A 21,322-nucleotide genomic window follows, 5' to 3' on the forward strand; every position below is an offset into this window, starting at 1 on the left:
AAAAAATGAAATTCAGTCATGAGAAAATTGAAAAAAGCATTGTATTGCTCGGCGTACTCTCTACCTTAACGGTCATTTGGGGCGGACTGGTGCATATCGTTCCTTTACTTAACGATAAATCGGTGCGTCCTGATGCCGAGAATACCTTTGTTAAACCTTACGATCCTCTGCGTTTGGCGGGTTTTAACATTTATGTACGCGAAGGCTGCTATAACTGCCATTCGCAAATGATTCGCCCCTTCCGTTGGGAGACCGAGCGTTACGGACATTATTCTTTGGCGGAAGAATCCGCTTATGATCGTCCCTTCCAATGGGGTTCAAAACGTACAGGTCCTGATTTGGCGCGTGTGGGCGGCAAATATTCGGATGAATGGCATATGCTGCATTTGATTGATCCCCGCAGCCGTGTGCCGCAGTCGAATATGCCTTCTTTCCCTTGGTTGGCAGATACTGAGGCGAATGTGGATTTAACGCAAAAAAGCATTAAAACCAAAATTAAATTGGGCGAACCTTATACGGCGCAAAACTTCCCTGAGCAAGCCGGTGGGGCAACAGGCAATACTTTGTTGACCAATGAGCAGATTGATGCCTGGGTAGTGGAGTCTTTGCAAGGCAAAACCGAGCTCGATGCGATGGTGGCTTATTTGCAGGGATTGGGACGTGCCTTTAAGGAAAAACGTTAATTATGGACATGTGGAGTTTTATTACTGTGGTGGTGTTTACGGCATTTATCGGTATTAGCCTGCTGACGATGCTGCCTACTTCGGATAATAAAAAACCCTATCAGGATGCCGAAAAACTGGCGCTCAAAGATGATGATTCAGAACTCATTACGCCGCGGCATCCGACATCAGACAAGAGGACAAAATCATGACAGTTGCGCTCTTTATTGGCATCGTAACGATTATACATATCGTGGGTTATGCCGTTTTTGTATATTGGACAACGCGCCTATCACCGGAAGATGTGCCTGACGGTGAGATTATTGATCATACTTGGGACGGCGATTTAAGAGAGGTGAATAACCTTTCGCCACGTTGGATTGTAGTATTGTTCTACGCCATGATTCTTTTTGGCGCAGTGTATTTATTAGCTTATCCAGGCGTATTCGGTGATAAATTCCAAGGCTTTTTAGGTTGGTCGCAAATCGGGCAATATGAGCAGGAAAAAGCCGAAGATGACTCACGCTCGGAAACCTATTTCAGAGTATATGCGGATAAAAGCGTAGAAGAACTGGCTAAAATGCCGGCGGCGGTGGCTTCCGGTCAGCGGATTTTCTTAAATAACTGTGCGGTTTGCCACGGACAAAATGCCAAAGGTGCTGCATTAGGCTATCCCGATTTAACCGACGACGATTGGATTTGGGGCGGCGATGAGGCGGCTTTGATTGCCACCATTACCCATGGCCGCAACACAATTCCCGGGCAAGGCATGCCGGCAGGTGGCGCATTGATTGATGTGAATAATCCGCAGCCGGATGACGAGCATAAATTAGATGCGGTGGCGCATTACGTTCGTCAATTGGGCGGTCATGATGTTGATGCGACTTTGGCGGCAGAAGGTAAAATCTTATACGAGCAATCCTGTATTGCCTGCCATGGTGCTGACGGCACAGGAAACACTTTGCTTGGCGGACCGAACTTAGCCGATGATATTTGGCTTTACAGCGTGGACGGCAATATCGAAGATATTAAGGCGCAAATTGTTAATCCTGTGAATAATGTGATGCCGGCTTGGCAGGAATGGTTAAACGAAGGTCGCATTAAAGTAGTTGCTGCTTACGTTTACTCATTAAGCAATAAAGAGTAAGATGCCTAGATGATTTATAGGCACAAGCCCGACATTGTGTCGGGCTTTTTTCATAAGCGGCACAAAACGCAGCGAGTTTATTCTATATAACATCAATTTCGCCGCTTGTTAAAGCATGAGGTAAACATGGCAAGTCAAACGCTTTACGAAAAACACGTCAAAATAAGACCGCGTCCTGTGCGCGGACGCTTTCAAAATCTGCGCATCACATCCTTATTAGTCTTACTCGGCATTTTTCACATTCTGCCTTTATTCCAATGGAATGGACGGCAGGCGATTTTATTTGATTTGAGCGAGCGGCGTTTTTTTGTATTCGGACTAAATATCTGGCCGCAAGATTTTATTTTATTGGCTTTTGTCTTATTAGGCTTGGCGCTGATTTTATTTTTTGCCACCTCTTTATTGGGGCGCGTATGGTGCGGCTATGCCTGTCCGCACACGGTTTATAATGAAGTCTTTATGTGGCTGGAGCAGAAATTTGAAGGCAACCGTTCCGAGCAATTGAAATTGGCACGCCAACCCTGGACGAGTAAGGAAAAATGGCTTAAACGCGGCGGTAAATATCTTTCTTGGTTCGCGGTAGTGGTTTGCACAGGCATTGGTTTTGTAGGCTATTTCACGCCGATTCGCGAATTAGTCGTGGATTTCTTCACGCTTAAAGCAGCGCCGACACATTATTTTTGGATTGCCTTTTACGGCGGCTTTACTTGGCTGCAAGCCGGCATTGTGCGCGAGCAATTCTGCAAATATATGTGTCCTTATGCGCGTTTTCAGGGCGCGATGTTTGACCGCGATACTTTGATTATCGCCTATGATGAAAATCGCGGCGAGCCGCGCCGGCGTTTGAAAAAAGCCGATCGCGAGAATCCCGAACATCTCGGTTTCTGCGTCGATTGCACCATGTGCGTGCAGGTCTGCCCCACAGGGATTGATATTCGCGAAGGATTGCAATTGGAATGTATTGCCTGCGCCGCCTGTATCGATGCCTGCGATAACATGATGGATCAAATCAATGCGCCGCGCGGTCTAATCCGCTATACCTCCACCAATGCCTTGGAAGGCAAAAAGACCCGCTTTGTACGTCCCAAAACCTTGGGTTACGGTCTAGTGCTGAGCCTGTCCTTCGTGCTGTTTATTTTTATGATTATTACCAAGAGCGATGTGGAAATCGATGTGATTGCCGACCGTAATATGCTGTCGCGCGAAATCCGCGGTGGTAAAATTCAAAATGCCTACGCCATTCAAGTCTTGAATAAAAGCGAGCAAGAGCGGCGCTTTATAGTTAGCACGCGCGGTTTGCCCGATGCGGAAATCGAAAACAATGCGGCGTTTACGATTGCGCCGAGCGAAGTGCATCAAATGGTGGTTAGTTTGAATGTGCCGCAAGCCTCTTTAAACGGCAAATTGATGACGAAATTTGAGTTTACTGTGGCACCTGAGGATGCGCCTGATGATGTGCATGCCAAAGAAGCGGTCTTTACCGGAAAATTGAAACGATGAGTGAAATAAGCCCGACACAGGCGGCGAAAAAGCCGCCGCTGCCTTGGTATAAAAACTATATTTTAATCCTGATGATTTTCCTGCCGCTGTTTTCGGTGGCAGGTTCGATTGCGACATTGGTCCTAGCAATTAAAAGCGATGAATCCGCCGTAATGCAGGGTTATTACAAAGACGGTTTGGCACCGCGGCAATTGGTGGCTTCCGCCAAATCGCAGCGCATTCGGGCGGAAATCGCACAGGGTATCTTGACCTTGCAGGGCAGTGAAGAGCCGGTATTGCTGCTGAAATTGGAACATCCTACGCTGGATATCAAAGACCAATCTTATGAAATCGCACGCAATGCGGCAGGTCAATATCCGCTCAATCCCGCCATTTTGCAGCATTTGCAAATGCAGCGTTGGTATGTGCAAGTCTCCGACAAGGCTCTGACATGGCGCATCAGCGGCGAAGCGCATGGACAAGTCAACGGGCAGAAATTGCCGATTTCCCTTGATGCCAATTAAATGAGCGAACATTGCTACCATTGCCAAGCAGCGATTCCGGTCGGCACGGCGGTTCGCGCCTCGATTGAGGGAGAAGAACGCGCATTTTGCTGCCATGCCTGCTTGGGGGTAGCGGAGCTGATTAGCAGCTGCGATTTAAGCCGTTATTATGCCGTGCGCGAGAATGCCGCACCGCGTCCGCAAGCCCAAAATGATGCCAAATGGCAGGCTTACGATATTGCCGAAATTGCCGGACAGTATGTGCATCAGCAAGACGGGCAGTCGGAAATTCATCTGTATATCGAAGGCATTCATTGCGGCGCCTGTGCTTGGCTGATTCGCAGCGTTTTGAAAGAACAATTGGGCTTGGAAGAAGTCTTCGTCAATGTCAGTACGGCGCGGGCGGAAATCCGCTATGGCGAGAATGTCAAACTTTCACAAATTCTTGCCGCCATTGCCTCATTGGGCTATGTGCCGAATCTATTCAGCCCCGAAGAAACCGAGCGCCGCCAAAACCGCCTGCGCAACCAGCATTTGCTGCGCTTGATTGTGGCGGGTTTGGGCATGATGCAGGTGATGATGTTCGCCACAGGCTTATATACGGGCGATTATTACGGCATCGAGCGCCAATATTCGCAACTTCTGCGCTGGATTAGTCTGCTTTGCACCACGCCGGTGTTCTTTTATTCAGGGCTGCCGTTTTTGCAAAATGCTTGGGCGGCGCTGAAAATGCGGCGTGTTAATATGGACGTGCCGGTGGCTTTTGCCATTGCCGGCGCTTATTTCGCCAGTGTTTACCATACCTTGATAGGGCAGGGGGAAATCTATTTTGACTCCGTGACCATGTTTATTTTCTTCCTCTCTATCAGTCGCTTCTTAGAATTTATGACCCATCGCCGCGCGCGGCTTAACGATATCCGCTTTGCCAAACTGCTGCCCGAAGCGGTGGAACGGCGCGAAGCCGACGGTAGCTATCGCCTCTATCCGCTGGCGGTGATTCAAAACGGCGACGTGATTCGTATTTTACCGGCACAGACGATAGCGATTGACGGCGTCATCGTGCAGGGCAGCACAAGGGTTGACGAAGCGATGTTAAGCGGCGAAAGCACGGCGGTCAGCAAGGCGGAAGGCGATAGCGTTTTGGCAGGCAGTCATAATCTCGCCAGTCCTGTGGACGTGCAAGTCAGCGCTACCGGACAGGAAACGACCCTTGCCGGTATCCGCCGCCTGATGGCAAGAGCAGAGCAGCATAAAAGTGTGCATATCGAGCGTAATCAGGAAATTGCCAATTGGACGATTCTCACCGTCTTAATTTTGGCGGCACTCGGCTATGTGCTATGGCAATTTATCGCGCCCGAACGCGCTTTTGAAATCGCACTGGCGATTTTGGTGGCGACTTGTCCCTGCGCCTTATCGCTGGCTACACCGGCAGCCTTAACCGCCGCCATGAACCATGCCCATGCCCACGGCATATTGATTAAACAAAGCGATACGCTCGATCATCTGCCGGCGGTGCGGCATATCCTTTTTGACAAAACCGGCACATTGAGCGAAGGCGATTTCCGCTTGATGGACGCGCATTTTGCCGATGAACAAGAGGCGGATTTTCTGTGGCAAATTGTCAAATCCCTGCAAATGCACAGTCCGCATCCGATTGCTTGGGCAATGAGCCGACATAGCCCTGCCGCCGCCTTGCCGCTGGATAATGTGCAGCAAATGCCCTCACAAGGCGTATGCGGCGATTACCAAGGACAGACATGGGCGGTAGGCAATGCAGCATTGATACGGCAAGTCTTTCCGCATTTGACACTGCCGAGCCTGCAAGCGGACACAGGCGTGGCGGTTTATCTGGCGAATGCCCGAGGTTTGCAGGCACAATTTGTCTTTGCCGACCCGCCGCGCGCCGATTTAGCCCATATCATGGCAAAATTAAGCGGCTATCAACTGCATATTGCCAGTGGAGACAAAAGCGAAAATGTACGCCGTATCGCCGAAATATGCGGCATTGCCGACTATCATGCCCAAATGCTGCCCCAAGACAAATTGCATTATTTGCAGAATCTGGATACGGAGGCTTTGATGATTGGCGACGGCATTAACGATGCCCCTGTAATGGCGGCGGCGGCGGTATCGGTGGCGGTGGGCAAAGCCAATCCGCTCTCGCAAACGCAGGCGGATATTGTACTGCTGCAAGGCGGGCCGGAGCTCTTGCCTTATTTGTTCGAGCTGGCGCAGCGCGCGCGGCGCATCATGCGGCAGAATCTGTTTTGGGCGAGCTTTTATAATGCCTTGGTTGTGCCGCTGGCGATTTGCGGCTATCTCACGCCTTGGATTGCCGCTTTGGGCATGTCGGCAAGTTCTTTATTGGTGGTGCTGAACGCCCTACGCATCAGCCGTATGCCTGCGCCGAAAGAGATGGCTTAAGCATAAAGCAGCCGCATCTTGCGCTTTACCGATTTAGCATATAATCTTTAAGTTTTACAGGGGAATTGCTGCATTTTTTTTGCAAAATAATAGCTGCTTATCAATTTCTTTCTGCACAGAAGAAATGATATGAAAATCATCTTTTCCATGTCCATAAAACGAGGATCCGCCATGCTTACTTTAGAATTACCCGCCCATATTGAAACCATCATTATCCAAACCGCCCAGAAACAAGGCATCAGCGTTAGCGAGTTGATGCTCAATAGCTTCAAGCAACAGCATTTATTAGCTGATCATTATCCGCAAGGCGATGTGCGGCGCTTAAAAAGCATGATTAATACGCAAATTCAAGCCGGTATGGATGATATTAATCACGGCATTGAATTGGGTGCGCTATATGGAGAAAGATAAAGCACAAGCGTTTTTAGTCGGTATTGATACGAATGTATTGCTGCGCTACATTAGCCAAGATGATGAAACACAATCCCCAATCGCCAGTATGTTTTTGGAAAATTTAACGAAAACGCATCAGGGCTTTATCAGTATAGTACCTTAACTTCAAAATGAGACTTAGAGATACACATTTTGTCAGGAGAAGCGCTTAGAATAATCTCATTTTGAAGTTAAGAGACTATAATATCGTGGTGGTGGAATTGATTTGGGTATTAAGCCCTACCTATAAACAATCGCGCCAAGCCATTGGCGGAGTGCTAGCCGAATTGTTTTCAATGCCGGTATTCGTTTTTGAAAATAGAACTTTATTGCTCAAGGTATTAGATGCTTATCGTCAGAGTAAAGCGGATTTTTCGGATTTGTTGATTCATGCCATCGCTGAGAAAAGCGCTTGTCAATATACGCTGACTTTTGACAAAGTAGCTTATACGCAAGCGGGAATGCGCTCATTATCTGATTGGCTGTCGCCAAATAATGATTAATGCTGCTTTTCCCATTTTTGCCGCGATGCGTATGGATTTATTCAAGAGGTTTTTATGGAAATTTTATTTTTGCTGATTCCGATTTCTTTGGTTTTGGTTGTGGCGGCGGTATTTGCTTTTCGTTGGGCTTTGAAAAGCAGGCAATTTGAAGATTTGGATACGCCTTCCATGATTCCGCTATTAGACGATACGCCGGAAGAGCGCGCCCGTCAGACGACAAAAGAGTCCGCGCATGAGTGAAAAAGTTTATCAAGTCAGCGAATTGAATGAGGCGGCGCGGGATTTGCTGGAAACGGGCTTTAGCCGCATCAGCGTGGAAGGAGAGATTTCCAATCTCAGCCGCCCCGCTTCGGGGCATTTGTATTTTTCTTTGAAAGATGCGCAGGCAAGCATTGCTTGCGCTTTGTTTAAGGGTAGTCGCTTTGCCTTGCGCATGGATTGGACGGAGATTGCCAATGGCGTGCAGGTGCGGCTGCAGGGGCGGGTGAGTTTGTATGCACCGCGCGGACAGTATCAATTGATTGCCGCGCAGATGGAACCGGCGGGTTTGGGCGCATTGGAGCGCGAGTACCAATTGCGCTTGCAGCGTTTGCAGGCGGAAGGGCTGTTTGCCGCAGAAACAAAGCGCGAGCCGCCGCGTCGCGCCATGCGCATCGGCGTGATCACTTCGCCTAGCGGTGCAGCGGTGCATGATGTGTTAAATACTTTGAAACGGCGCAATCCTGCGGCGCAAATTGTCATTTATCCCTGCATGGTGCAGGGCAAGGAAGCGCCGGCACAAATTATTGCCGCCTTGCAAGCGGCGAATCGCCGCCAAGAGTGCGAGGTTTTGCTCTTGGTGCGCGGCGGCGGCAGTTTGGAAGATTTATGGGCCTTTAATGATGAAGCGCTGGCGCGCGCGGTGGCGGCAAGTGTTTTGCCGGTGATTAGCGGCGTGGGACATGAAGTAGATACGACTTTGGCGGATTTTGCCGCTGACAGACGCGCCGCAACGCCGACCGCCGCCGCTGAAATGGTGTCTCCGCCTGTGGCTGATGAGGTTTTGCGTTTGCAGCGGCGGCAGCAGCAATTATCTCAAGACTTGGCGCGTCTTATCCGTCAGCAGCAGCTTGCTACGCAGCAATTGCAGGCGCGTTTGCTGCGCCAAGATCCGCGTCGTCAGGTTGAGCAGCGCCAACAGCGCGCTGACGAATTGCAGGGGCGTTTGCAGCAGGCGATGCAGCGGCGCTTACAAGAGGCGGCATGGCAGCAACGTCATTTAGCGCAGCGTTTGGCGCTTTGTCATCCTGACAAACGCTTAAGCAGCGAAAGGCAGAGATTAGGGCGCTGGGCGCAAAGTTTGCGGGCGCATCAGCCGATGCGCCGTTTGGAGAGCGAGCGTCGTGCGGCGGCGGAAAAAGAGCGGCGTTTGCTAGCAGCTTTGCGGCAACGGCTTCAGCAGGAAAGACAGCAGTTGCAGTATCGGCAGGGGCGGTTTGAACGTGTACAGCTTGCGCCGCGCGTGGCGGCGGCACAAACGCAGTTGCGGCATTTATCGCTTGCTTTGCAGCGCCGTCAAGAGAATTTTCAGGCGCAACAACAGCAGCAATTCGCCGCTTTGGCGCAGCGTCTTGCTTTGCTTAATCCTTTGGCGGTCTTGGCGCGCGGCTATGCGGTAGTGGAGAATTCGCAGGGTGAAGTGCTCAGCCGTGCGCAGGATGTGCAGTTGCAGGAGCAAATTTCCGTACGCTTTGCCGACGGAAAAGCACAATGCCGAGTGGAGAAAGTGAAGCTTCAGTCCTAAACAAATTGTCAGTTTTGGCATTCTTTCGGCATAATGGCTGAATAATACCTTAATCAGGATGATGACGATGAATATATTTAATTTTGATACTAATACCTTAGCCGATAAACGCATCAGCACGGCTTTGCCTGTCCGCGCCTATGCCTTGATTAAAAGTAGCGATGCTTGGGTTTTTACCGCGCCGGAAGCGGCATCGGCACGTTTGACGCAATTGCTCTATGGCGAGTCCGTAACGGTCCACGAACAGCAGGGCGATTTTTATTTCGTGCAAAGCCAGTTAGATGCCTATTGCGGCTGGGTGCATGGCTCGATGCTGCGCCAACTTGAGCAATTGCCGGTCGCGACCTCGTGGTGTACACGCTTTGTCGCGCCTATGACGCGTGAACCGGATATGAAAAGCCCTTTGCTGGCTTATTTGCCGATTGATTCTTTGCTTTATCTGGTCGGCGAACATGAAAATTATTGGCAATTGCTAGGCGGTGCTTGGGTGCATAAGCAGCATACGATGAATATGCAGGAAAAACTTGATATCGTCGCTACCGCACGCGCGCAAATCGGGCGCAGTTATGTTTGGGGCGGACGCGGCTTGGGCGGCTTGGACTGCTCGGCATTAAGCCAATTATGCTATCGCTTTGCCGGACGCCAGCTGCCGCGCGACAGCGATTTACAGCAGAAATTCATGCACTTACATCATCAAAGCGTCAAAGGAACGGAACTACATGCCGGAGATTTAATTTTCGTGCCGGGGCATGTGATGATTGCTTCAAGCCCTGAGTCGATTATCCATGCTAATGGTCATCATATGCGCGTGGTAGAAGAAGAGACTAAAGGCGCATTGCTGCGCATGAAAGCGCAGATAGGCGATAAATTCGGCGTAAAAGCTTATCGTTGGAAAGATTGATTTTTTATTGGACTGAAAGGAAAAAACCATGAGTAAAAATTATTATGACATCATCAAATTGCCCCAAAGCGCGACGCAGACAGAGGTTGACAAGCGTTTGGCGGAAATGGCGGCGCGAGAGATTCCTTCACATTTGCAATCTTCGTTTTTGCAGATACGGCATACCTTGGGCGACCCTCAGCGGCGGCGCAATTATGATGCGGCTTTGGCTGCCAAGCAGCAGCCGATTTCCGTAGCACCGCAGGCGGAGAAAACGGATGTTGCGTCAAATAAGAATCATAGGGCAGAGCCAAGGGCAAAACCTATATCGCAAGCCAATCCCTATCAGGCGCCGACGACTAATTTGCAGAAAATCACTCAAGAAGAAGCGCCGCCTTTGTTCAATCCGAATGCCGCCGGTTTATGGTCTTTGCTTTTTTCGCCGATTTTCGGCAGTTACCTGCATCTGCAAAATTGTTTGGCTTTGGGCGATGAAGAAGGCGCCAAGGAAAATCGCAGTATGTTTTATACGATGATAGCGCTTTTCTCGGTCATCATCTTTCTCAGCGTTTTTATGCCGAGCATCGGAGATAAAATTCCTAATGTGATTGGCTTGGTGTTCTTACTTCTGTGGTGGCTGAGAGTCGGCAAGAAGCATAAACTCGCCGTGCGGGAGCGCTTTGGCGATGATTATCCGCGCCGCAGCATGACCAAGGCAGTGCTGATTGGTATCGGGATTTATGTGGCGGTATTTATCGCATTGTTCGTACTGATATTGATTGCGGACGCAATGGGGATTATTCATCTGGAATAATCGATTGTCTGCCGCTTATTTTTCCCACCGCCACCATGGTTTTTTGCCCTGCGCTTTTTTCTCCGCTTTTGCCGCGCGTTTGGCGGCAAAATAGGCTTCGCGTTCGGCTGCTTTTTGCGCGCGCGCGGCTTCGCGGGCTTGGCGGCGCGAGCGATATTCTTCCGCTTCGTCACGCTTGATGGGATTCTCGTCGTCGTCATTGGGCATACTTTGCTCAAGGCGACTGAGAAAATCTTGTTCTAATTGCTGATAAGCGCCGGAAAATTCCGGAAATGTGCCTTTGGGGGCGGCAAGAGCATGATAGAGTTCGCTTAGGCGGTATTGTTCGGCGGGTTTGCTGGGCATATAGCGCGGCGGCTCGCCGCTGACTTCGCTAATCAGCTTGGCTTGAATCAGACGGTCGAGAATCAGGCGGATTTTATAGGGCGTTGAGCCTGTGCAGCGATTAAAGAAAGCCATATCCGGCGCACTTTGGTTGTGTTTGTAGCGGTTTTGGGTAATGGCGTAGAGCATTAATCCGAGTTTCATCTGTTCGTCGGCATACCACTGGTTTTCATTATAGGGCGAGAGTAGGGAAGGAATTTGCACAAGACTGGCCACTTTCGCGCCCATTAAAAAGATAAGCCAGAGAAATTGCAGCCAAAACAAAAGAATAATCACGCTGGCAAAGCTAGAGTAAATCACGGAATAATTGGTGCTGCCGGCAATGAAGATGCTGAATATTTTCGAGACGGGATACCAAAGCAAGAGGAAGAATGCCGAGCCGGTAAAAGCGGCTTTCCAGCTGACTTTGCAATTGGGAATCCATGAGTATACGCCGGCAATCAGTACGAAGACCATGGTAATCGGCAGAAAACCGGTCAGCAGTTTGAAGAGACCCGACATGCCGGGGATATGCAGAAAAGGTTGCAGCCATGAGGCGTCTTTCATGCCCAGCATCATGGTCATAATGGCGCTGATTAAAAGCGGTGCGAGCAAAAGGGTGGTGAAATACCCCATCAGGCGGGCACGCAGTGAGCGGGCATTTTCCACACGCCAAATATCGTGCAGGGCTTGTTCGATGCTTTGCGAGATGTTTAAAACGGAGAAAAAGAGAAAAATCACGCCGATAATGCCGAGATTGCCGGCGCTGGTATTGGAGACAAATTCCATCAGATAAGAAACCACTTCCGCGCCCGCTGCGCCCATCGGCGAGAATAAATCTTCCAACCAAGGTTCAATGACGCCGCGCAAGCCGAAGCCTTGCAAGAGCGCAAAGGCAACGGCTAAGAGCGGCACAAGGGTTAATAGGGTTACATAAACCAAGGATTGCGCATCTTTGGCAATGTTTTCTTTCATATAAGCACGGAAAATGGCAAAAGGTAAAAATTTTGCCCAGCGCCATGAGCGCGGACCGCGATTGTTCCAGAGTTTTTCCCATAGTGCTTGAATAGAGAGCATGACGCATTCCTATGTAGTGAATTGAAGGGGTATGCTACAATAAAATCTGCCATTAAACACAGTCGGAGGAAAAAATGTTGGGATATAAACATATTTTGTTGGTTACGGATTTGCGCGAAGACAGCGATATTGTCGCTGCGCGTGCAAAGGCGCTTTTGCACACGCAGGACGCGCATTTAAGCGTTTTGCATATTGTGGAAGAAACCGTCTTGGCGGCAGGTTATGAAATCGTGCCGATTGTGCCGGTCGGCGATGAAAACGAGCTGACTTCGCAAGCACAGACTAAAATCCGCGAGTTGTTGCAGCGTCATGATTTACAGGCCACCGTGCATATCGATACCGCCTTATCCACGCGGCGCGGCATTTTGGATTATGCGCAAAACAGCAAGCCTGATTTGATTATTATCGGACGGCATAAGCGTACGGGCTTGGCGTCTTTGCTCGGCGCGACCGCAGACGATATTCTGCCCGGCGTGGAATGCGATGTGCTGGTGGTGCGTTTAGGCGAGCCGGTATGAGTGTAAACGTTCAGCTGATGGCTGAGATTGACAACGCTGCTTTGGCGGCGTTGTTGCGTATTTACGGCTTGAAAACCGAAATCTTAGCCCCTGATGCGGAAATCCCCGGCAGTTTTTGGGGTGCGCCGGAGGCGGGATTGGTCAAAGATACGCTCTATATCCGCCCCGATACCCCTGTACATTCCGCCTTGCACGAAGCCTCGCATTGGATTTGCATGGATGAAGCGCGGCGCCATCAATTGCACACCGACGCCGGCGGCACGGTGCAAGAAGAATGTGCGGTCAATTATTTGCAGATTCTGCTTGCCGAACGTCTGTCGGATGTGGGGCGCGAGCAAATGCTCAAAGATATGACCGCTTGGGAATATAGCTATCGCGAAGGCAGCGTATACGCTTGGCTGGCGGGCGACGGTCAGGAAGCCTTGCAATGGCTGAATGATTACGGCATTGCCGAGGGCGAAACGCTGACTATGCGCAAGCGTTAATCTTATGTAAAACTCGCGCAGGGCGAAATATGCGATACTGCGCCGACTGGTTCACAAATAATTGAGGATATTTTATGAAACGTAGTGTATTGGCAATGGCTTTGGCAGTGGCAGCAATCGGCGCGCAAGCGGCGAATTTGGAAAGCCAAGCGGAAAAATCCGGCTATGCAGTGGGCGTAGATTTTGGAAGCGCCTTGTCGGAATTTAACAGCGATGCTAAAGAACTGATTAATTTCAATGCGGTGGTTGTGGGATTCCGCGATGCTTTCGAGCAAAAAGAATTGCGCCTCACCGATGATGAAATGAGTGCCGCTTTGGAAGCCTTGTCTAAAGAAGTGCAAGTAATAATGCAGGAAAAAATCGAAGCGGCGCAAAAAGAGTCGGTCGAAGTCAGCAAAAAATTCTTAGAAGAAAATGCGAAAAAAGAGGGCGTGAAAACTACGGACTCCGGCTTGCAATATGTGGTTAAAACCGAAGGCACAGGCAAGCAGCCGAGCAAAGACGATACGGTTAAAGTTACCTATGAAGGTCGCCTGATTGACGGCACGGTCTTCGACAAATCGGAAGAGCCGGTCAGCTTCGGCGTGAGCCAAGTGATTGACGGCTGGGTGGAAGGCATTCAATTGATGAAAGAGGGCGGCGAATACACCTTCTTTATCCCTTCCGAATTAGGCTACGGCGAATTCGGTCAGGCTTGGGCAGGCATTTTGCCGGGCGCGGCTTTGGTCTTTGATGTGAAATTGGTGGAAGTGGTTGCCGCTCCTAAACCTGAGGCGGTTAGCGATATCAGCACCCCTGCCATCGAAGAAGGTAAAGTGGAAGTGGTGGAAGTGCGCGACAGCAAAGCAGCGGAAGAAAAACCTGCCGCCGCCGAAGAAGCGAAAAGCGAGGAAAAGCCCGCAGAAGCGCATAAGCACTAAAATGTTAGCGTTTTTAAAAACCGACCCATGCGGTCGGTTTTTTATTTTCTACGTATATAGTCGAAGAATTGAAAAATATAGTCAATTCATCTCAAATATACTCACCAAACCCCAAAATAACACTTAAAACCTTCTTCGATTGTATCAAACTCTGACAAATGACTTCTAAGCCATCTTTTAATCGTTGCCCAAGTTTGCTCTATTGGGTTTAGCTCAGGTGAGTAAAGTGGTAATGGTAAGATGATGTGTTCATATGGTGTGTTATTGATAAGCTCTTGCAAGTGTTTCATTCTGTGAAATCTTGCATTGTCTAAGATGATAATACAAGGCTTGCCTGTTTGTTTGGTGTGATTGTTAAGACAAGGCAGTAGCATTTGTTCAAACCACGTTTCAAACAAAGCACTTGCCATTGTATTGTTGTAGATGAGTGGAGCAATCAAGTTTTTGGCTTTGTTGCCTATTTGTCCTGCCACTAAGGAGACTCGTTGATAGCGTCTGCCACTGACTTTATCATAGGCTCTTTGACCTTTTAGGCTTCTTGCATGAGTACGGTATAGGTAAGTATCAATGCCTGTCTCATCTATATAGACAAGCTCGTAACCGTGTTTGGACGTAGCTTGTAGTTGTGTTAATTTATCTTGGAATTCTTTGACTTTGTTTGGGTCTTGCTCGAAGTAAGTTGTGGTCTTTTTTTAAGAGTAATGTTCATTGCTTTGAGTGCTTTATGGATTGCCATATCACTACACCCAAATACTTCACCAATTTCACGTAGGTATTTGTCAGGATTTGCTTCTACGTAAGCAAGAAGCTCTTTTCTGTCAAACTTTCTGGGTCTGTTGGTGGGTTTTTTACAAGACAGATTTCCTGTTTCTTTAAGTTGTCGTCTCCAACGAAACACGGTGTGTCTTGATACACCAAAAGCTTCTATAACAAGGTCAATGTTCTTGCATTTGTCATAATAAGCCAAGGCTTTTTGTCTGATTTCTAGTGAATAAGCCATTTGAAGTAGTGATTAGTGAATGGTGATGGAGATATGGAGATGGTTGGTGTTGTTTCAAGGTTTGTTGGTTATAGAAGAACTGAACGAAAGAGCTTGCCAAGCGGTGATTCCGCCGACGAGCAAGCGAAAACTGCAACGTGCTTATGACCGGTATGTGTACAAATGGCGTCATTTGGTAGAAAATTTTTTCTGTGGTTTAAAGGAGTTTAAGAAGATAGCCATGCGTTCGGAGAAAACAGACAGCTCCTTTGCAGCAAACATTTACCTCGCTGCAACCCTTATGAATTTAAGGTGATTGTCAACAGACCCTAGTCTAGAGCCATTTTTATTTTATAACGACTATGCTACCGCTTTCCCTTAGTAGCTTTGTTTATTCTTTGGATAAGCTCTGCAAAAAGCTGAGAAGGGCATATGCCTAAACCATGACAATAACTGATAAATTCAAAAATATCTAGCCGTCTATCCCCTGTCTCAATCTTGCCGATAAAAGAAGCGATTACACCCATTTCTTCAGCTAATGCTTTTTGTGATAAGCCTAACTCATTGCGCTTTTGTACAAAGCGCCTTCTAAGCCAAATTTGCTCATCTGAATGAATCGATGTTCTTAAAGTAGTTGCGTTTTTCATTGAACCTATTTTAGGTTTAAGGTATCATAAACCTGTTTTAGGTTTGACTTAAAACTAGGGTACCAATCAACTATTGGCATATAGAATAAGTGTTGGTTATTATTAATATTTTTATAGGATGATAAATTATGGCAGAACCTCGTTTGCGCAAAGTAACCTCAAAAAAAGAAATGGAAAATGTAATAGATGATTTTGTAACTCAAGGTTACATTATCTTAGAGCAATCAGAACGTAATGCACTTCTTAAGAAAAAAACTTGGGGAACTGGAAGTGGTCATGTTATTTGTGCATTAGTAACAGTATGGTTTACTTTTGGGATAGGAAATTTAGTGTATGCGATTATTTCTAATGTTAATGCTCCAAAAGTTTTGTTAAAAATGGAGGATTCCCAATAAGGCAGATTCAAGTATGAAGTGCAACGCACCCAAAGCTAGCTTTAACCTCCAATGGCGTCATAAAGCCTAGCACCTTACGAGGACGATTATTCAAATTGTCCTCTATCTCTTTAATGTATTCAGCGCAGAGATTATCAAGTCTCACAGACTTAGGCAAAAATTGCCGAATCAATCCGTTGAGGTTCTCATTACTCCCTCTCTCCCAAGAGTGATAAGGTCTGGCAAAAAATATCTCGGCATTGAGTGCTTCAGCTATCTGTTCATGCCGAGAAAATTCTTTGCCATTATCAAAAGTAATCGTGCAAACCTTTTCAGCATTAAGTATCTCTATACAAGCTTGTGCCACTTGTTCGGCTTTACGATGCTTCAATGCTTTGAGTTTGACTTCTCTTGTTGTTCTTTCTACAAGAGTCACTAATGCTCCTTTGTGCTTATGACCAATGACCGTATCACCTTCATAATCCCCTAAGCGGCTACGCTGTTCTACCATTTTCGGGCGTTCTGAAATATCTACTCTGTTGGGAATGTGTCCGCGTCTGTCATGAGCTTTGAAGCCACGTTTGCGGTAGGTTTTCTGACTACGCAGATGCCGATATAAGTCTGCGCCTGATTTCTTGTCTGCATAAATATAGCGATAGATGCTTTCATGACTGGGAACATGTTGCCAACCCAGTCGTTTAAGATGCCCTGTCATCTGTTCGGGAGAATATTTTCTCTCAATCAGATGATTGATGTAGGCTTTGGCAAAATCACTGAGTTGATAAGCGTTTTGCTTTTTACGATCTTCTGTCATTTCTTGAGCTTGCAGCGGTCGATAAGCTCTTTTACCTGTATTGCGTTTGATCTCTCGGCTGATGGTATAGTCAAAGAATTGAAAAAGTATTACGGCGTTGGCTCGCCTTGCCGTACGCTCTTGTACTGTCTGCGGCTCGCCGCCTTGTACTACTTTTTCACTTCTCCGACTATAGATTTATGGCAGCCCACGATATTGGCTATTTCGCTATATGAATAAGCGCTTTTCTAAGCACGGATATTTGATACCTTTGTTCTTGTATAAGATGTGTATAGTGTTTCATAACGTTCTGATAGGTAAGAGTTGATAAGCAAGTGCAACACCGCACATCTTACATCTTCTCTCTTGTCTATTAAACGTTGCACTTCAAGCTTGAATCTAAGAGAGTAATGTTCATTGCTTTGAGTGCTTTATGGATTGCCATATCACTACACCCAAATACTTCGCCAATTTCACGTAGGTACTTGTCAGGATTTGCTTCTAAATAGGCAAGAAGCTCTTTTCTATCAAATTTTCTGGGTCTGTTAGTGGTTTTTTTACAAGACAAATTGCCTGTTTCTTTAAGTTGTCGTCTCCAACGAAACACGGTGTGTCTTGATACACCAAAAGCCTCTATAACAAGGTCAATATTCTTGCATTTGTCATAATAAGCCAAGGCTTTTTGTCTGATTTCTAGTGAATAAGCCATATATGAAGTAGTGATTGGTGGATGGTGATGGAGATATGGGGATGGAAGGTATTATTTCAAGGTTTGTTGGTTATAAATACACAGTTTTTGTATGTTAACCCGCCCAATAATAAAGCTTGATATTTTTAGGTGTGCAACTTTGCCATGAATTGACTATATTACGGCATTGGCTCGTCTTGCCGTACGCTCTTGTACTGTCTGCGGCTCACCGCCTTGTACTACTTTTTCACTTCTCCGGCAATAGAAGTCATTAAGAAAGTCTGTTTTTTTCATAACCATTTGAATATATATGAACTTTCTAAACGAGTTTCTTAAAGCCAAGAAAAATTTTTCAGAAAAATAAAAATTGCTTGTCATTGTTCTTGTCTTAGCGTAAAATTTCCACACTTCAATAAGTGTTGTAATGAAGAGATGAGTATGAGTTGCAAACATGAGCATCAACAGCCAAAAGTCTTAACAGAGCAGGAATTGCAAGCATTAAGCCGCAGTGCAGCGATGTTTGCGGCGATGGCAGAAGTCATGCGGTTGCGAATCTTATTGCTTTTGCATGAATATCAAGAATTATGCGTGTCGCAATTATCTGAAATGCTGGGAGATAAGGTCAATACCACCTCGATGCGTTTAAAGAAATTGCATGATGCCGGTTTGCTTGATAAGCGTCGCGATGCCAAACATATTTATTACCGCTTAAAAGACGAACATATTGTGAGCATTATTCATAATGCTTATGAACATTCCCATGAACCTGAAATAGGAGCAGACAATGACTTGTGAAATCCATAAAGAACACGACCATGTGCACGGCAAAGATTGCGGACATACGGCCATCCAACACGGCGATCATGTCGATTATTTGCATGACGGACATTTGCACCACGTCCATGCCGACCATGTGGATGAGCATTATTTGGAAGTGAATGCGCAAAATCCGGATCAATGCACGGCAATGAAAGATTGCGGCTGCGTAGCCGGTTGCGATTGTGATTGCGAAGCAGGAAATTGCGATTGTCATCAAAATGCGCAAGGCTGCCATGATCGCGAGCATGTGCATGGTCCGAATTGCGGTCATGAGGCTGTACCGCATGGCGACCATGTCGATTATTTGGTTAATGGCCGCCTGCATCATCCGCATGGCGATCATTGCGATGATCACGGCCCGGTACAGCTCGCCTAATATTAAGAGTTTACCTATTTTATAAAGACTGAATGCCGTTCTTGGCTTCAGTCTTTTTATGCTTTCTGCTATCTTGATTTTTATTCTGGGCGCATGAATAAAGAATCTGCCTGCTCTGTAAAGATACGGATTCTATATAAAACCGGATTTGGCAATAAATCCGCTTTCTGCCACAATAGCGCTTTTTATTTTTACTGAAAATATTTCATGTTGCTGAAATCTTTAAAAACAGAATTAATCCCTACATTAAAACTTGCTATTCCCATGATTGGCACTCAGCTGCTCAATTATGGCCAGCAAATTATCGATACGGTCATGGCGGGGCGGCACAGCGCCTTAACCTTATCGGGCGTATCCCTTGCCAATCAGCTTTTCGCATTGGTTTATTTGTTGATGAGCGGTGTGGGAATCGGTTTTTCCGCTTATATTTCTCGTCACCACGGTGCAGAAGACAGCACGGCGGTTCGCCGCTATTTTCAACAGGGGTTATGGCTGTTTTGGGGTATGTCGTTATTAACCGTTCTGCTGACACTGCTTTGTGCTTATCTGCCTTATGTCTTGGGCAGTCAGGCAGATATCGCTGCACAAAGCAACGCTTATTTGTTAATCTTGGCTTTGCCGGCAGGCATTTTTGTTTTCGCCGGCGTGGCGCGGTATTTTATGGAAGGCATGGCCAGTCCGCGCATGATTAATATCGTGCAGGCTTGTTTATTGCCGGTGAATGCCTTGGGCAATTATGTGTTTTTGACTTACACCGACTGGGGCGCGGCAGGCATGGCGGTCTCTACCGCGATTTGCTATTTACTGTATTTCATTCTATTGCTGGGCATTTTGCTCAAAGACAAACGCTGGCGGCATTATCGCTTATTCTCGCGCATCAGCCGGCCAAGAAAAGATATTCTGTATTCGCTGATTGCCGTCGGTCTGCCGATTGGCGTGGCGATTATGATGGAAGTCGGCATGTTTGCATTTATTAGCGTTATGGCCAGCCGCAGTAGCGCGATTATGACTGGTGCCAATCAAATTGCCGGCAATTATCTCGGCGTGATGTTTATGATTCCTTTGGGTATGTCTGCCGCTTTGACCATCCGTACCGCCAATGCTTTAGGGCGTGATGATTGGCAGGCAATTCGAGATCGCAGTATTGCGGGGCTACTGTTTTGTACCATATTTATGCTCAGCGCCAGTGTCGCTATGTATTTTTTGCGTGCAGAAATCGCCGCGATTTATACAAAAGATTTGCAAATTATTGCTTTAGCGGTACAAATTTTGCTGATTATGGCGTTTTTCCAATTAGCCGACGGTTTGCAGGTGGCCGCCACAGGCATTTTGCGCGGACTTGGCGACACACGGATTATTCTCGGCTTTGCCATGTTCGGTTATTGGATTATCGGCATTCCGGTCGGCTGCTTATTATTCTACGGCTTTGATATGGGTATTATCGGACTGTGGATTGGCTGCGCCTTAGGATTATTTATTTTTGCCGCATTAGCCATTCATCGCGTTTTTAAACATTTACAACGACATGGAGTACTGTATGGCTAAGCCGGAAATTCATTTGATTGCCGCGCAAACGCGCAACCGCGTTATCGGGCGCGATAATGCCATGCCTTGGCATTTGCCGCGCGATTTGGCGCATTTTAAAGCGGCAACCATGGGCTATCCCGTCATTATGGGACGCAATACTTACCTCTCTATCGGCAAAGCCCTGCCTAAACGCGCCAATCACGTGATTAGCCGCAATGCGGCATTTCAATTGCCGGATGCCGAAGTCCATCACAGCCTCGATCAAGTCTTAACTGCTTGCGAAAGCGTGGAAAAAGTCTTTATCATCGGCGGCGGCGAATTGTATCGCAGCAGTCTATCATTGGCAGACGAACTCAATATTACATGGATAGAAACAGAACTTGAGGGCGATACCTTTTTTCCTGTTATTGACAGCCGAATTTGGCAAGAAATCGCTTGCGAAACTGTAGAGGCGGATACGAATAACCGTTATGATTTAAGCTTTTGTCGCTATCGGCGTATAGTCGGAGAAGAAGTGGTATAGGTAAAAAAGAAAAGCCCTGTAAAAACAGGGCTTTTTCTATGGAATTTGGTAGGCATAATCGGACTCGAACCAACGACCCCCACCATGTCAAGGTGGTGCTCTAACCAACTGAGCTATATGCCTAAAGAAGGCGCGATTATAGAGAGTTTTTCTTTTTTTGGCAAGTGTTTTATTGAGAGTTATTTTCCGGAGATGCTTTTATTCTGCTGACTCTCTTTGGCGGCGATTTTTTTGACTAATTCTTTACACATATCCCATTCGATCTCGCCATTGATGTAGCGGTCATAAGCAGCGCGCATAGCCGGGCTGGGTTCGTAACCTTTACCGCGAATCACATTTAAGACTTGATTCACGGCGATTAGGCGAATGCGTTTTTCTTTTGCGGTAATCGGGCTGGCAGTCATCATAATCCTTAAGAGAAAAAGCTATGATAGCAAAAATGCTGTATCTTATAGTCGGAGAAGTGAAAAAGTAGTACAAGGCGGCGAGCCGCAGACAGTACAGATAGTACGGCAAGGCGAGCCAACGCCGTAATACTTTTTCAATTCTTTGACTATACCTGTTGTCTGAACAAAAAGACATAAATTAAGCCGCACTTAGGCGGCT

General features: G+C 47.2%; 28 protein-coding genes, 1 tRNA gene and 1 pseudogene. 22 read left to right on the forward strand and 8 right to left on the reverse strand.

The annotated features are described in order from the left end of the window. Positions 1-5: 5 nt before the first annotated feature. The 13 genes from ccoO (at position 6) to DYC63_RS05690 (ending at position 10,627) form a co-directional block, all read left to right on the forward strand. Entirely contained in the window at positions 6-683 is a 678-nt protein-coding gene (gene ccoO, locus DYC63_RS05635) for a cytochrome-c oxidase, cbb3-type subunit II (RefSeq protein ID WP_115218341.1), read from the forward strand. 2 nt (positions 684-685) lie between these two features. Continuing rightward, positions 686-874 carry a cbb3-type cytochrome c oxidase subunit 3 gene (locus DYC63_RS05640; protein WP_112863897.1) on the forward strand — a complete coding sequence of 63 codons (189 nt, stop codon included), beginning with the start codon at positions 686-688 and terminating at the stop codon, positions 872-874. Continuing rightward, positions 871-1,809 carry a cytochrome-c oxidase, cbb3-type subunit III gene (ccoP, locus tag DYC63_RS05645; protein ID WP_112863896.1) on the forward strand — a complete coding sequence of 313 codons (939 nt, stop codon included), beginning with the start codon at positions 871-873 and terminating at the stop codon, positions 1,807-1,809. Before DYC63_RS05640 ends, ccoP begins: the two co-directional genes overlap by 4 nt. 126 nt (positions 1,810-1,935) lie before the next feature. Beyond that, positions 1,936-3,309, forward strand: a complete 1,374-nt coding sequence (gene ccoG, locus DYC63_RS05650) for a cytochrome c oxidase accessory protein CcoG (protein WP_115218342.1) — start codon at positions 1,936-1,938, stop codon at positions 3,307-3,309. After that, on the forward strand, positions 3,306-3,812 hold the full coding sequence (locus DYC63_RS05655) for a FixH family protein (RefSeq protein ID WP_115218343.1): 507 nt from the start codon (positions 3,306-3,308) through the stop codon (positions 3,810-3,812). The genes ccoG and DYC63_RS05655 overlap by 4 nt, the downstream gene beginning before the upstream one ends. Beyond that, positions 3,813-6,215, forward strand: coding sequence for a heavy metal translocating P-type ATPase (locus tag DYC63_RS05660; RefSeq protein WP_115218344.1), 2,403 nt, complete (start codon positions 3,813-3,815; stop codon positions 6,213-6,215). A 171-nt stretch (positions 6,216-6,386) separates the two neighbouring features. After that, positions 6,387-6,626, forward strand: a complete 240-nt coding sequence (locus DYC63_RS05665; RefSeq protein WP_115218345.1) for a hypothetical protein — start codon at positions 6,387-6,389, stop codon at positions 6,624-6,626. Continuing rightward, positions 6,613-6,771 carry a PIN domain-containing protein gene (locus DYC63_RS12380; protein WP_147284933.1) on the forward strand — a complete coding sequence of 53 codons (159 nt, stop codon included), beginning with the start codon at positions 6,613-6,615 and terminating at the stop codon, positions 6,769-6,771. The genes DYC63_RS05665 and DYC63_RS12380 overlap by 14 nt, the downstream gene beginning before the upstream one ends. A 61-nt stretch (positions 6,772-6,832) precedes the next feature. After that, positions 6,833-7,150 carry a type II toxin-antitoxin system VapC family toxin gene (locus tag DYC63_RS05670; protein ID WP_147284934.1) on the forward strand — a complete coding sequence of 106 codons (318 nt, stop codon included), beginning with the start codon at positions 6,833-6,835 and terminating at the stop codon, positions 7,148-7,150. Positions 7,151-7,204: 54 nt separating this feature from the next. Further along, positions 7,205-7,390 (forward strand): cbb3-type cytochrome oxidase assembly protein CcoS, encoded by a 186-nt coding sequence (ccoS, locus tag DYC63_RS05675; protein WP_115218347.1) that lies wholly within the window; start codon positions 7,205-7,207, stop codon positions 7,388-7,390. Further along, positions 7,383-8,933, forward strand: a complete 1,551-nt coding sequence (xseA, locus tag DYC63_RS05680; RefSeq protein ID WP_115218348.1) for an exodeoxyribonuclease VII large subunit — start codon at positions 7,383-7,385, stop codon at positions 8,931-8,933. Before ccoS ends, xseA begins: the two co-directional genes overlap by 8 nt. Before the next feature lie 67 nt (positions 8,934-9,000). Further along, positions 9,001-9,834 (forward strand): C40 family peptidase, encoded by an 834-nt coding sequence (locus DYC63_RS05685; protein ID WP_172459438.1) that lies wholly within the window; start codon positions 9,001-9,003, stop codon positions 9,832-9,834. A 28-nt stretch (positions 9,835-9,862) separates the two neighbouring features. Continuing rightward, positions 9,863-10,627 carry a J domain-containing protein gene (locus tag DYC63_RS05690; protein WP_115218350.1) on the forward strand — a complete coding sequence of 255 codons (765 nt, stop codon included), beginning with the start codon at positions 9,863-9,865 and terminating at the stop codon, positions 10,625-10,627. A gap of 15 nt (positions 10,628-10,642) precedes the next feature. Here DYC63_RS05690 and DYC63_RS05695 read toward each other — a convergent pair whose 3' ends face one another. Further along, positions 10,643-12,067 (reverse strand): YihY/virulence factor BrkB family protein, encoded by a 1,425-nt coding sequence (locus tag DYC63_RS05695; RefSeq protein ID WP_115218351.1) that lies wholly within the window; start codon positions 12,065-12,067, stop codon positions 10,643-10,645. A 74-nt stretch (positions 12,068-12,141) separates the two neighbouring features. On the opposite strand from DYC63_RS05695, the gene DYC63_RS05700 reads away from it, so the two are divergent. From DYC63_RS05700 to DYC63_RS05710, 3 genes are all read left to right on the forward strand, one after another. Next, positions 12,142-12,585: a universal stress protein gene (locus DYC63_RS05700; protein ID WP_115218352.1), complete on the forward strand. Its 444-nt coding sequence runs from the start codon at positions 12,142-12,144 to the stop codon at positions 12,583-12,585. Beyond that, complete coding sequence (locus DYC63_RS05705) at positions 12,582-13,070, forward strand: hypothetical protein (protein ID WP_115218353.1); 489 nt, start codon at positions 12,582-12,584, stop codon at positions 13,068-13,070. Before DYC63_RS05700 ends, DYC63_RS05705 begins: the two co-directional genes overlap by 4 nt. 74 nt (positions 13,071-13,144) lie before the next feature. Beyond that, entirely contained in the window at positions 13,145-13,990 is an 846-nt protein-coding gene (locus DYC63_RS05710; protein ID WP_115218354.1) for an FKBP-type peptidyl-prolyl cis-trans isomerase, read from the forward strand. Between the two features lie 101 nt (positions 13,991-14,091). Here DYC63_RS05710 and DYC63_RS13740 read toward each other — a convergent pair. Continuing rightward, a protein-coding gene (locus DYC63_RS13740; protein WP_425452122.1) for an IS630 family transposase occupies positions 14,092-14,990 on the reverse strand; the annotation gives its coding sequence in 2 pieces (ribosomal slippage) (positions 14,092-14,675 and positions 14,675-14,990; 900 coding nt in all). A gap of 46 nt (positions 14,991-15,036) precedes the next feature. On the opposite strand from DYC63_RS13740, the gene DYC63_RS05725 reads away from it, so the two are divergent. Beyond that, positions 15,037-15,285 (forward strand): transposase, encoded by a 249-nt coding sequence (locus DYC63_RS05725; protein ID WP_218564558.1) that lies wholly within the window; start codon positions 15,037-15,039, stop codon positions 15,283-15,285. A 49-nt stretch (positions 15,286-15,334) separates the two neighbouring features. Here DYC63_RS05725 and DYC63_RS05730 read toward each other — a convergent pair whose 3' ends face one another. Then, positions 15,335-15,616, reverse strand: coding sequence for a helix-turn-helix domain-containing protein (locus DYC63_RS05730; RefSeq protein WP_115218358.1), 282 nt, complete (start codon positions 15,614-15,616; stop codon positions 15,335-15,337). Positions 15,617-15,744: 128 nt separating this feature from the next. Here DYC63_RS05730 and DYC63_RS05735 point away from each other — a divergent pair, with 128 nt between their 5' ends. Beyond that, the gene (locus DYC63_RS05735) at positions 15,745-16,011 is read left to right on the forward strand and encodes a DUF8108 domain-containing protein (RefSeq protein WP_218564559.1); all 267 of its coding nucleotides are present in this window, start codon (positions 15,745-15,747) and stop codon (positions 16,009-16,011) included. Between the two features lie 7 nt (positions 16,012-16,018). Here DYC63_RS05735 and DYC63_RS05740 read toward each other — a convergent pair whose 3' ends face one another. The 3 genes and pseudogenes from DYC63_RS05740 to DYC63_RS05745 all read right to left on the reverse strand — a co-directional run bounded on the left by DYC63_RS05740 (position 16,019) and on the right by DYC63_RS05745 (position 17,492). Further along, positions 16,019-16,981 (reverse strand): IS30 family transposase, encoded by a 963-nt coding sequence (locus DYC63_RS05740; protein ID WP_115218359.1) that lies wholly within the window; start codon positions 16,979-16,981, stop codon positions 16,019-16,021. After that, a pseudogene (locus DYC63_RS13745) lies at positions 16,978-17,087 on the reverse strand (IS30 family transposase); the annotation flags it as partial. The pseudogene DYC63_RS13745 and the gene DYC63_RS05740, both read right to left, overlap by 4 nt. Before the next feature lie 69 nt (positions 17,088-17,156). Next, on the reverse strand, positions 17,157-17,492 hold the full coding sequence (locus tag DYC63_RS05745; protein WP_115218360.1) for an IS630 transposase-related protein: 336 nt from the start codon (positions 17,490-17,492) through the stop codon (positions 17,157-17,159). 417 nt (positions 17,493-17,909) lie between these two features. Between DYC63_RS05745 and DYC63_RS12890 the strand changes: the two genes are divergently transcribed. From DYC63_RS12890 to DYC63_RS05765, 4 genes are all read left to right on the forward strand, one after another. Beyond that, positions 17,910-18,266 (forward strand): ArsR/SmtB family transcription factor, encoded by a 357-nt coding sequence (locus DYC63_RS12890; protein WP_218564560.1) that lies wholly within the window; start codon positions 17,910-17,912, stop codon positions 18,264-18,266. Further along, the gene (locus DYC63_RS12895) at positions 18,256-18,666 is read left to right on the forward strand and encodes a hypothetical protein (protein ID WP_218564561.1); all 411 of its coding nucleotides are present in this window, start codon (positions 18,256-18,258) and stop codon (positions 18,664-18,666) included. The genes DYC63_RS12890 and DYC63_RS12895 overlap by 11 nt, the downstream gene beginning before the upstream one ends. A gap of 207 nt (positions 18,667-18,873) precedes the next feature. Further along, the gene (locus DYC63_RS05760) at positions 18,874-20,211 is read left to right on the forward strand and encodes an MATE family efflux transporter (protein ID WP_115218362.1); all 1,338 of its coding nucleotides are present in this window, start codon (positions 18,874-18,876) and stop codon (positions 20,209-20,211) included. Continuing rightward, the gene (locus DYC63_RS05765; RefSeq protein ID WP_115218363.1) at positions 20,204-20,716 is read left to right on the forward strand and encodes a dihydrofolate reductase; all 513 of its coding nucleotides are present in this window, start codon (positions 20,204-20,206) and stop codon (positions 20,714-20,716) included. The genes DYC63_RS05760 and DYC63_RS05765 overlap by 8 nt, the downstream gene beginning before the upstream one ends. Positions 20,717-20,762: 46 nt before the next feature. Here the strand turns inward: DYC63_RS05765 and DYC63_RS05770 are convergent. After that, positions 20,763-20,839, reverse strand: a tRNA-Val gene (locus DYC63_RS05770). A gap of 56 nt (positions 20,840-20,895) precedes the next feature. Continuing rightward, positions 20,896-21,123, reverse strand: a complete 228-nt coding sequence (locus tag DYC63_RS12620) for an antitoxin VbhA family protein (RefSeq protein ID WP_172459439.1) — start codon at positions 21,121-21,123, stop codon at positions 20,896-20,898. Between the last annotated feature and the right edge of the window lie 199 nt (positions 21,124-21,322).

Origin of the sequence: Suttonella indologenes (assembly GCF_900460215.1) — a bacterium.
GTDB lineage: Bacteria > Pseudomonadota > Gammaproteobacteria > Cardiobacteriales > Cardiobacteriaceae > Suttonella > Suttonella indologenes.

Bases quoted from the DNA above. Each gene is read 5' to 3' on its own strand.
- DYC63_RS05760 (WP_115218362.1), top strand. From the start codon at position 18,874: ATGTTGCTGAAATCTTTAAAAACAGAATTAATCCCTACATTAAAACTT.
- DYC63_RS05695 (WP_115218351.1), bottom strand. From the start codon at position 12,067: ATGCTCTCTATTCAAGCACTATGGGAAAAACTCTGGAACAATCGCGGT.
- DYC63_RS05665 (WP_115218345.1), top strand. From the start codon at position 6,387: ATGCTTACTTTAGAATTACCCGCCCATATTGAAACCATCATTATCCAA.
- DYC63_RS05735 (WP_218564559.1), top strand. From the start codon at position 15,745: ATGGCAGAACCTCGTTTGCGCAAAGTAACCTCAAAAAAAGAAATGGAA.
- DYC63_RS05730 (WP_115218358.1), bottom strand. From the start codon at position 15,616: ATGAAAAACGCAACTACTTTAAGAACATCGATTCATTCAGATGAGCAA.
- DYC63_RS12620 (WP_172459439.1), bottom strand. From the start codon at position 21,123: ATGATGACTGCCAGCCCGATTACCGCAAAAGAAAAACGCATTCGCCTA.
- ccoS (WP_115218347.1), top strand. From the start codon at position 7,205: ATGGAAATTTTATTTTTGCTGATTCCGATTTCTTTGGTTTTGGTTGTG.
- xseA (WP_115218348.1), top strand. From the start codon at position 7,383: ATGAGTGAAAAAGTTTATCAAGTCAGCGAATTGAATGAGGCGGCGCGG.
- DYC63_RS05765 (WP_115218363.1), top strand. From the start codon at position 20,204: ATGGCTAAGCCGGAAATTCATTTGATTGCCGCGCAAACGCGCAACCGC.
- DYC63_RS05685 (WP_172459438.1), top strand. From the start codon at position 9,001: ATGAATATATTTAATTTTGATACTAATACCTTAGCCGATAAACGCATC.
- DYC63_RS05700 (WP_115218352.1), top strand. From the start codon at position 12,142: ATGTTGGGATATAAACATATTTTGTTGGTTACGGATTTGCGCGAAGAC.
- DYC63_RS05710 (WP_115218354.1), top strand. From the start codon at position 13,145: ATGAAACGTAGTGTATTGGCAATGGCTTTGGCAGTGGCAGCAATCGGC.
- DYC63_RS05660 (WP_115218344.1), top strand. From the start codon at position 3,813: ATGAGCGAACATTGCTACCATTGCCAAGCAGCGATTCCGGTCGGCACG.
- DYC63_RS05745 (WP_115218360.1), bottom strand. From the start codon at position 17,492: ATGGCTTATTCACTAGAAATCAGACAAAAAGCCTTGGCTTATTATGAC.
- DYC63_RS12895 (WP_218564561.1), top strand. From the start codon at position 18,256: ATGACTTGTGAAATCCATAAAGAACACGACCATGTGCACGGCAAAGAT.
- ccoG (WP_115218342.1), top strand. From the start codon at position 1,936: ATGGCAAGTCAAACGCTTTACGAAAAACACGTCAAAATAAGACCGCGT.
- ccoO (WP_115218341.1), top strand. From the start codon at position 6: ATGAAATTCAGTCATGAGAAAATTGAAAAAAGCATTGTATTGCTCGGC.
- DYC63_RS05640 (WP_112863897.1), top strand. From the start codon at position 686: ATGGACATGTGGAGTTTTATTACTGTGGTGGTGTTTACGGCATTTATC.
- DYC63_RS05655 (WP_115218343.1), top strand. From the start codon at position 3,306: ATGAGTGAAATAAGCCCGACACAGGCGGCGAAAAAGCCGCCGCTGCCT.
- DYC63_RS05705 (WP_115218353.1), top strand. From the start codon at position 12,582: ATGAGTGTAAACGTTCAGCTGATGGCTGAGATTGACAACGCTGCTTTG.
- DYC63_RS12380 (WP_147284933.1), top strand. From the start codon at position 6,613: ATGGAGAAAGATAAAGCACAAGCGTTTTTAGTCGGTATTGATACGAAT.
- DYC63_RS12890 (WP_218564560.1), top strand. From the start codon at position 17,910: ATGAGTTGCAAACATGAGCATCAACAGCCAAAAGTCTTAACAGAGCAG.
- DYC63_RS05690 (WP_115218350.1), top strand. From the start codon at position 9,863: ATGAGTAAAAATTATTATGACATCATCAAATTGCCCCAAAGCGCGACG.
- ccoP (WP_112863896.1), top strand. From the start codon at position 871: ATGACAGTTGCGCTCTTTATTGGCATCGTAACGATTATACATATCGTG.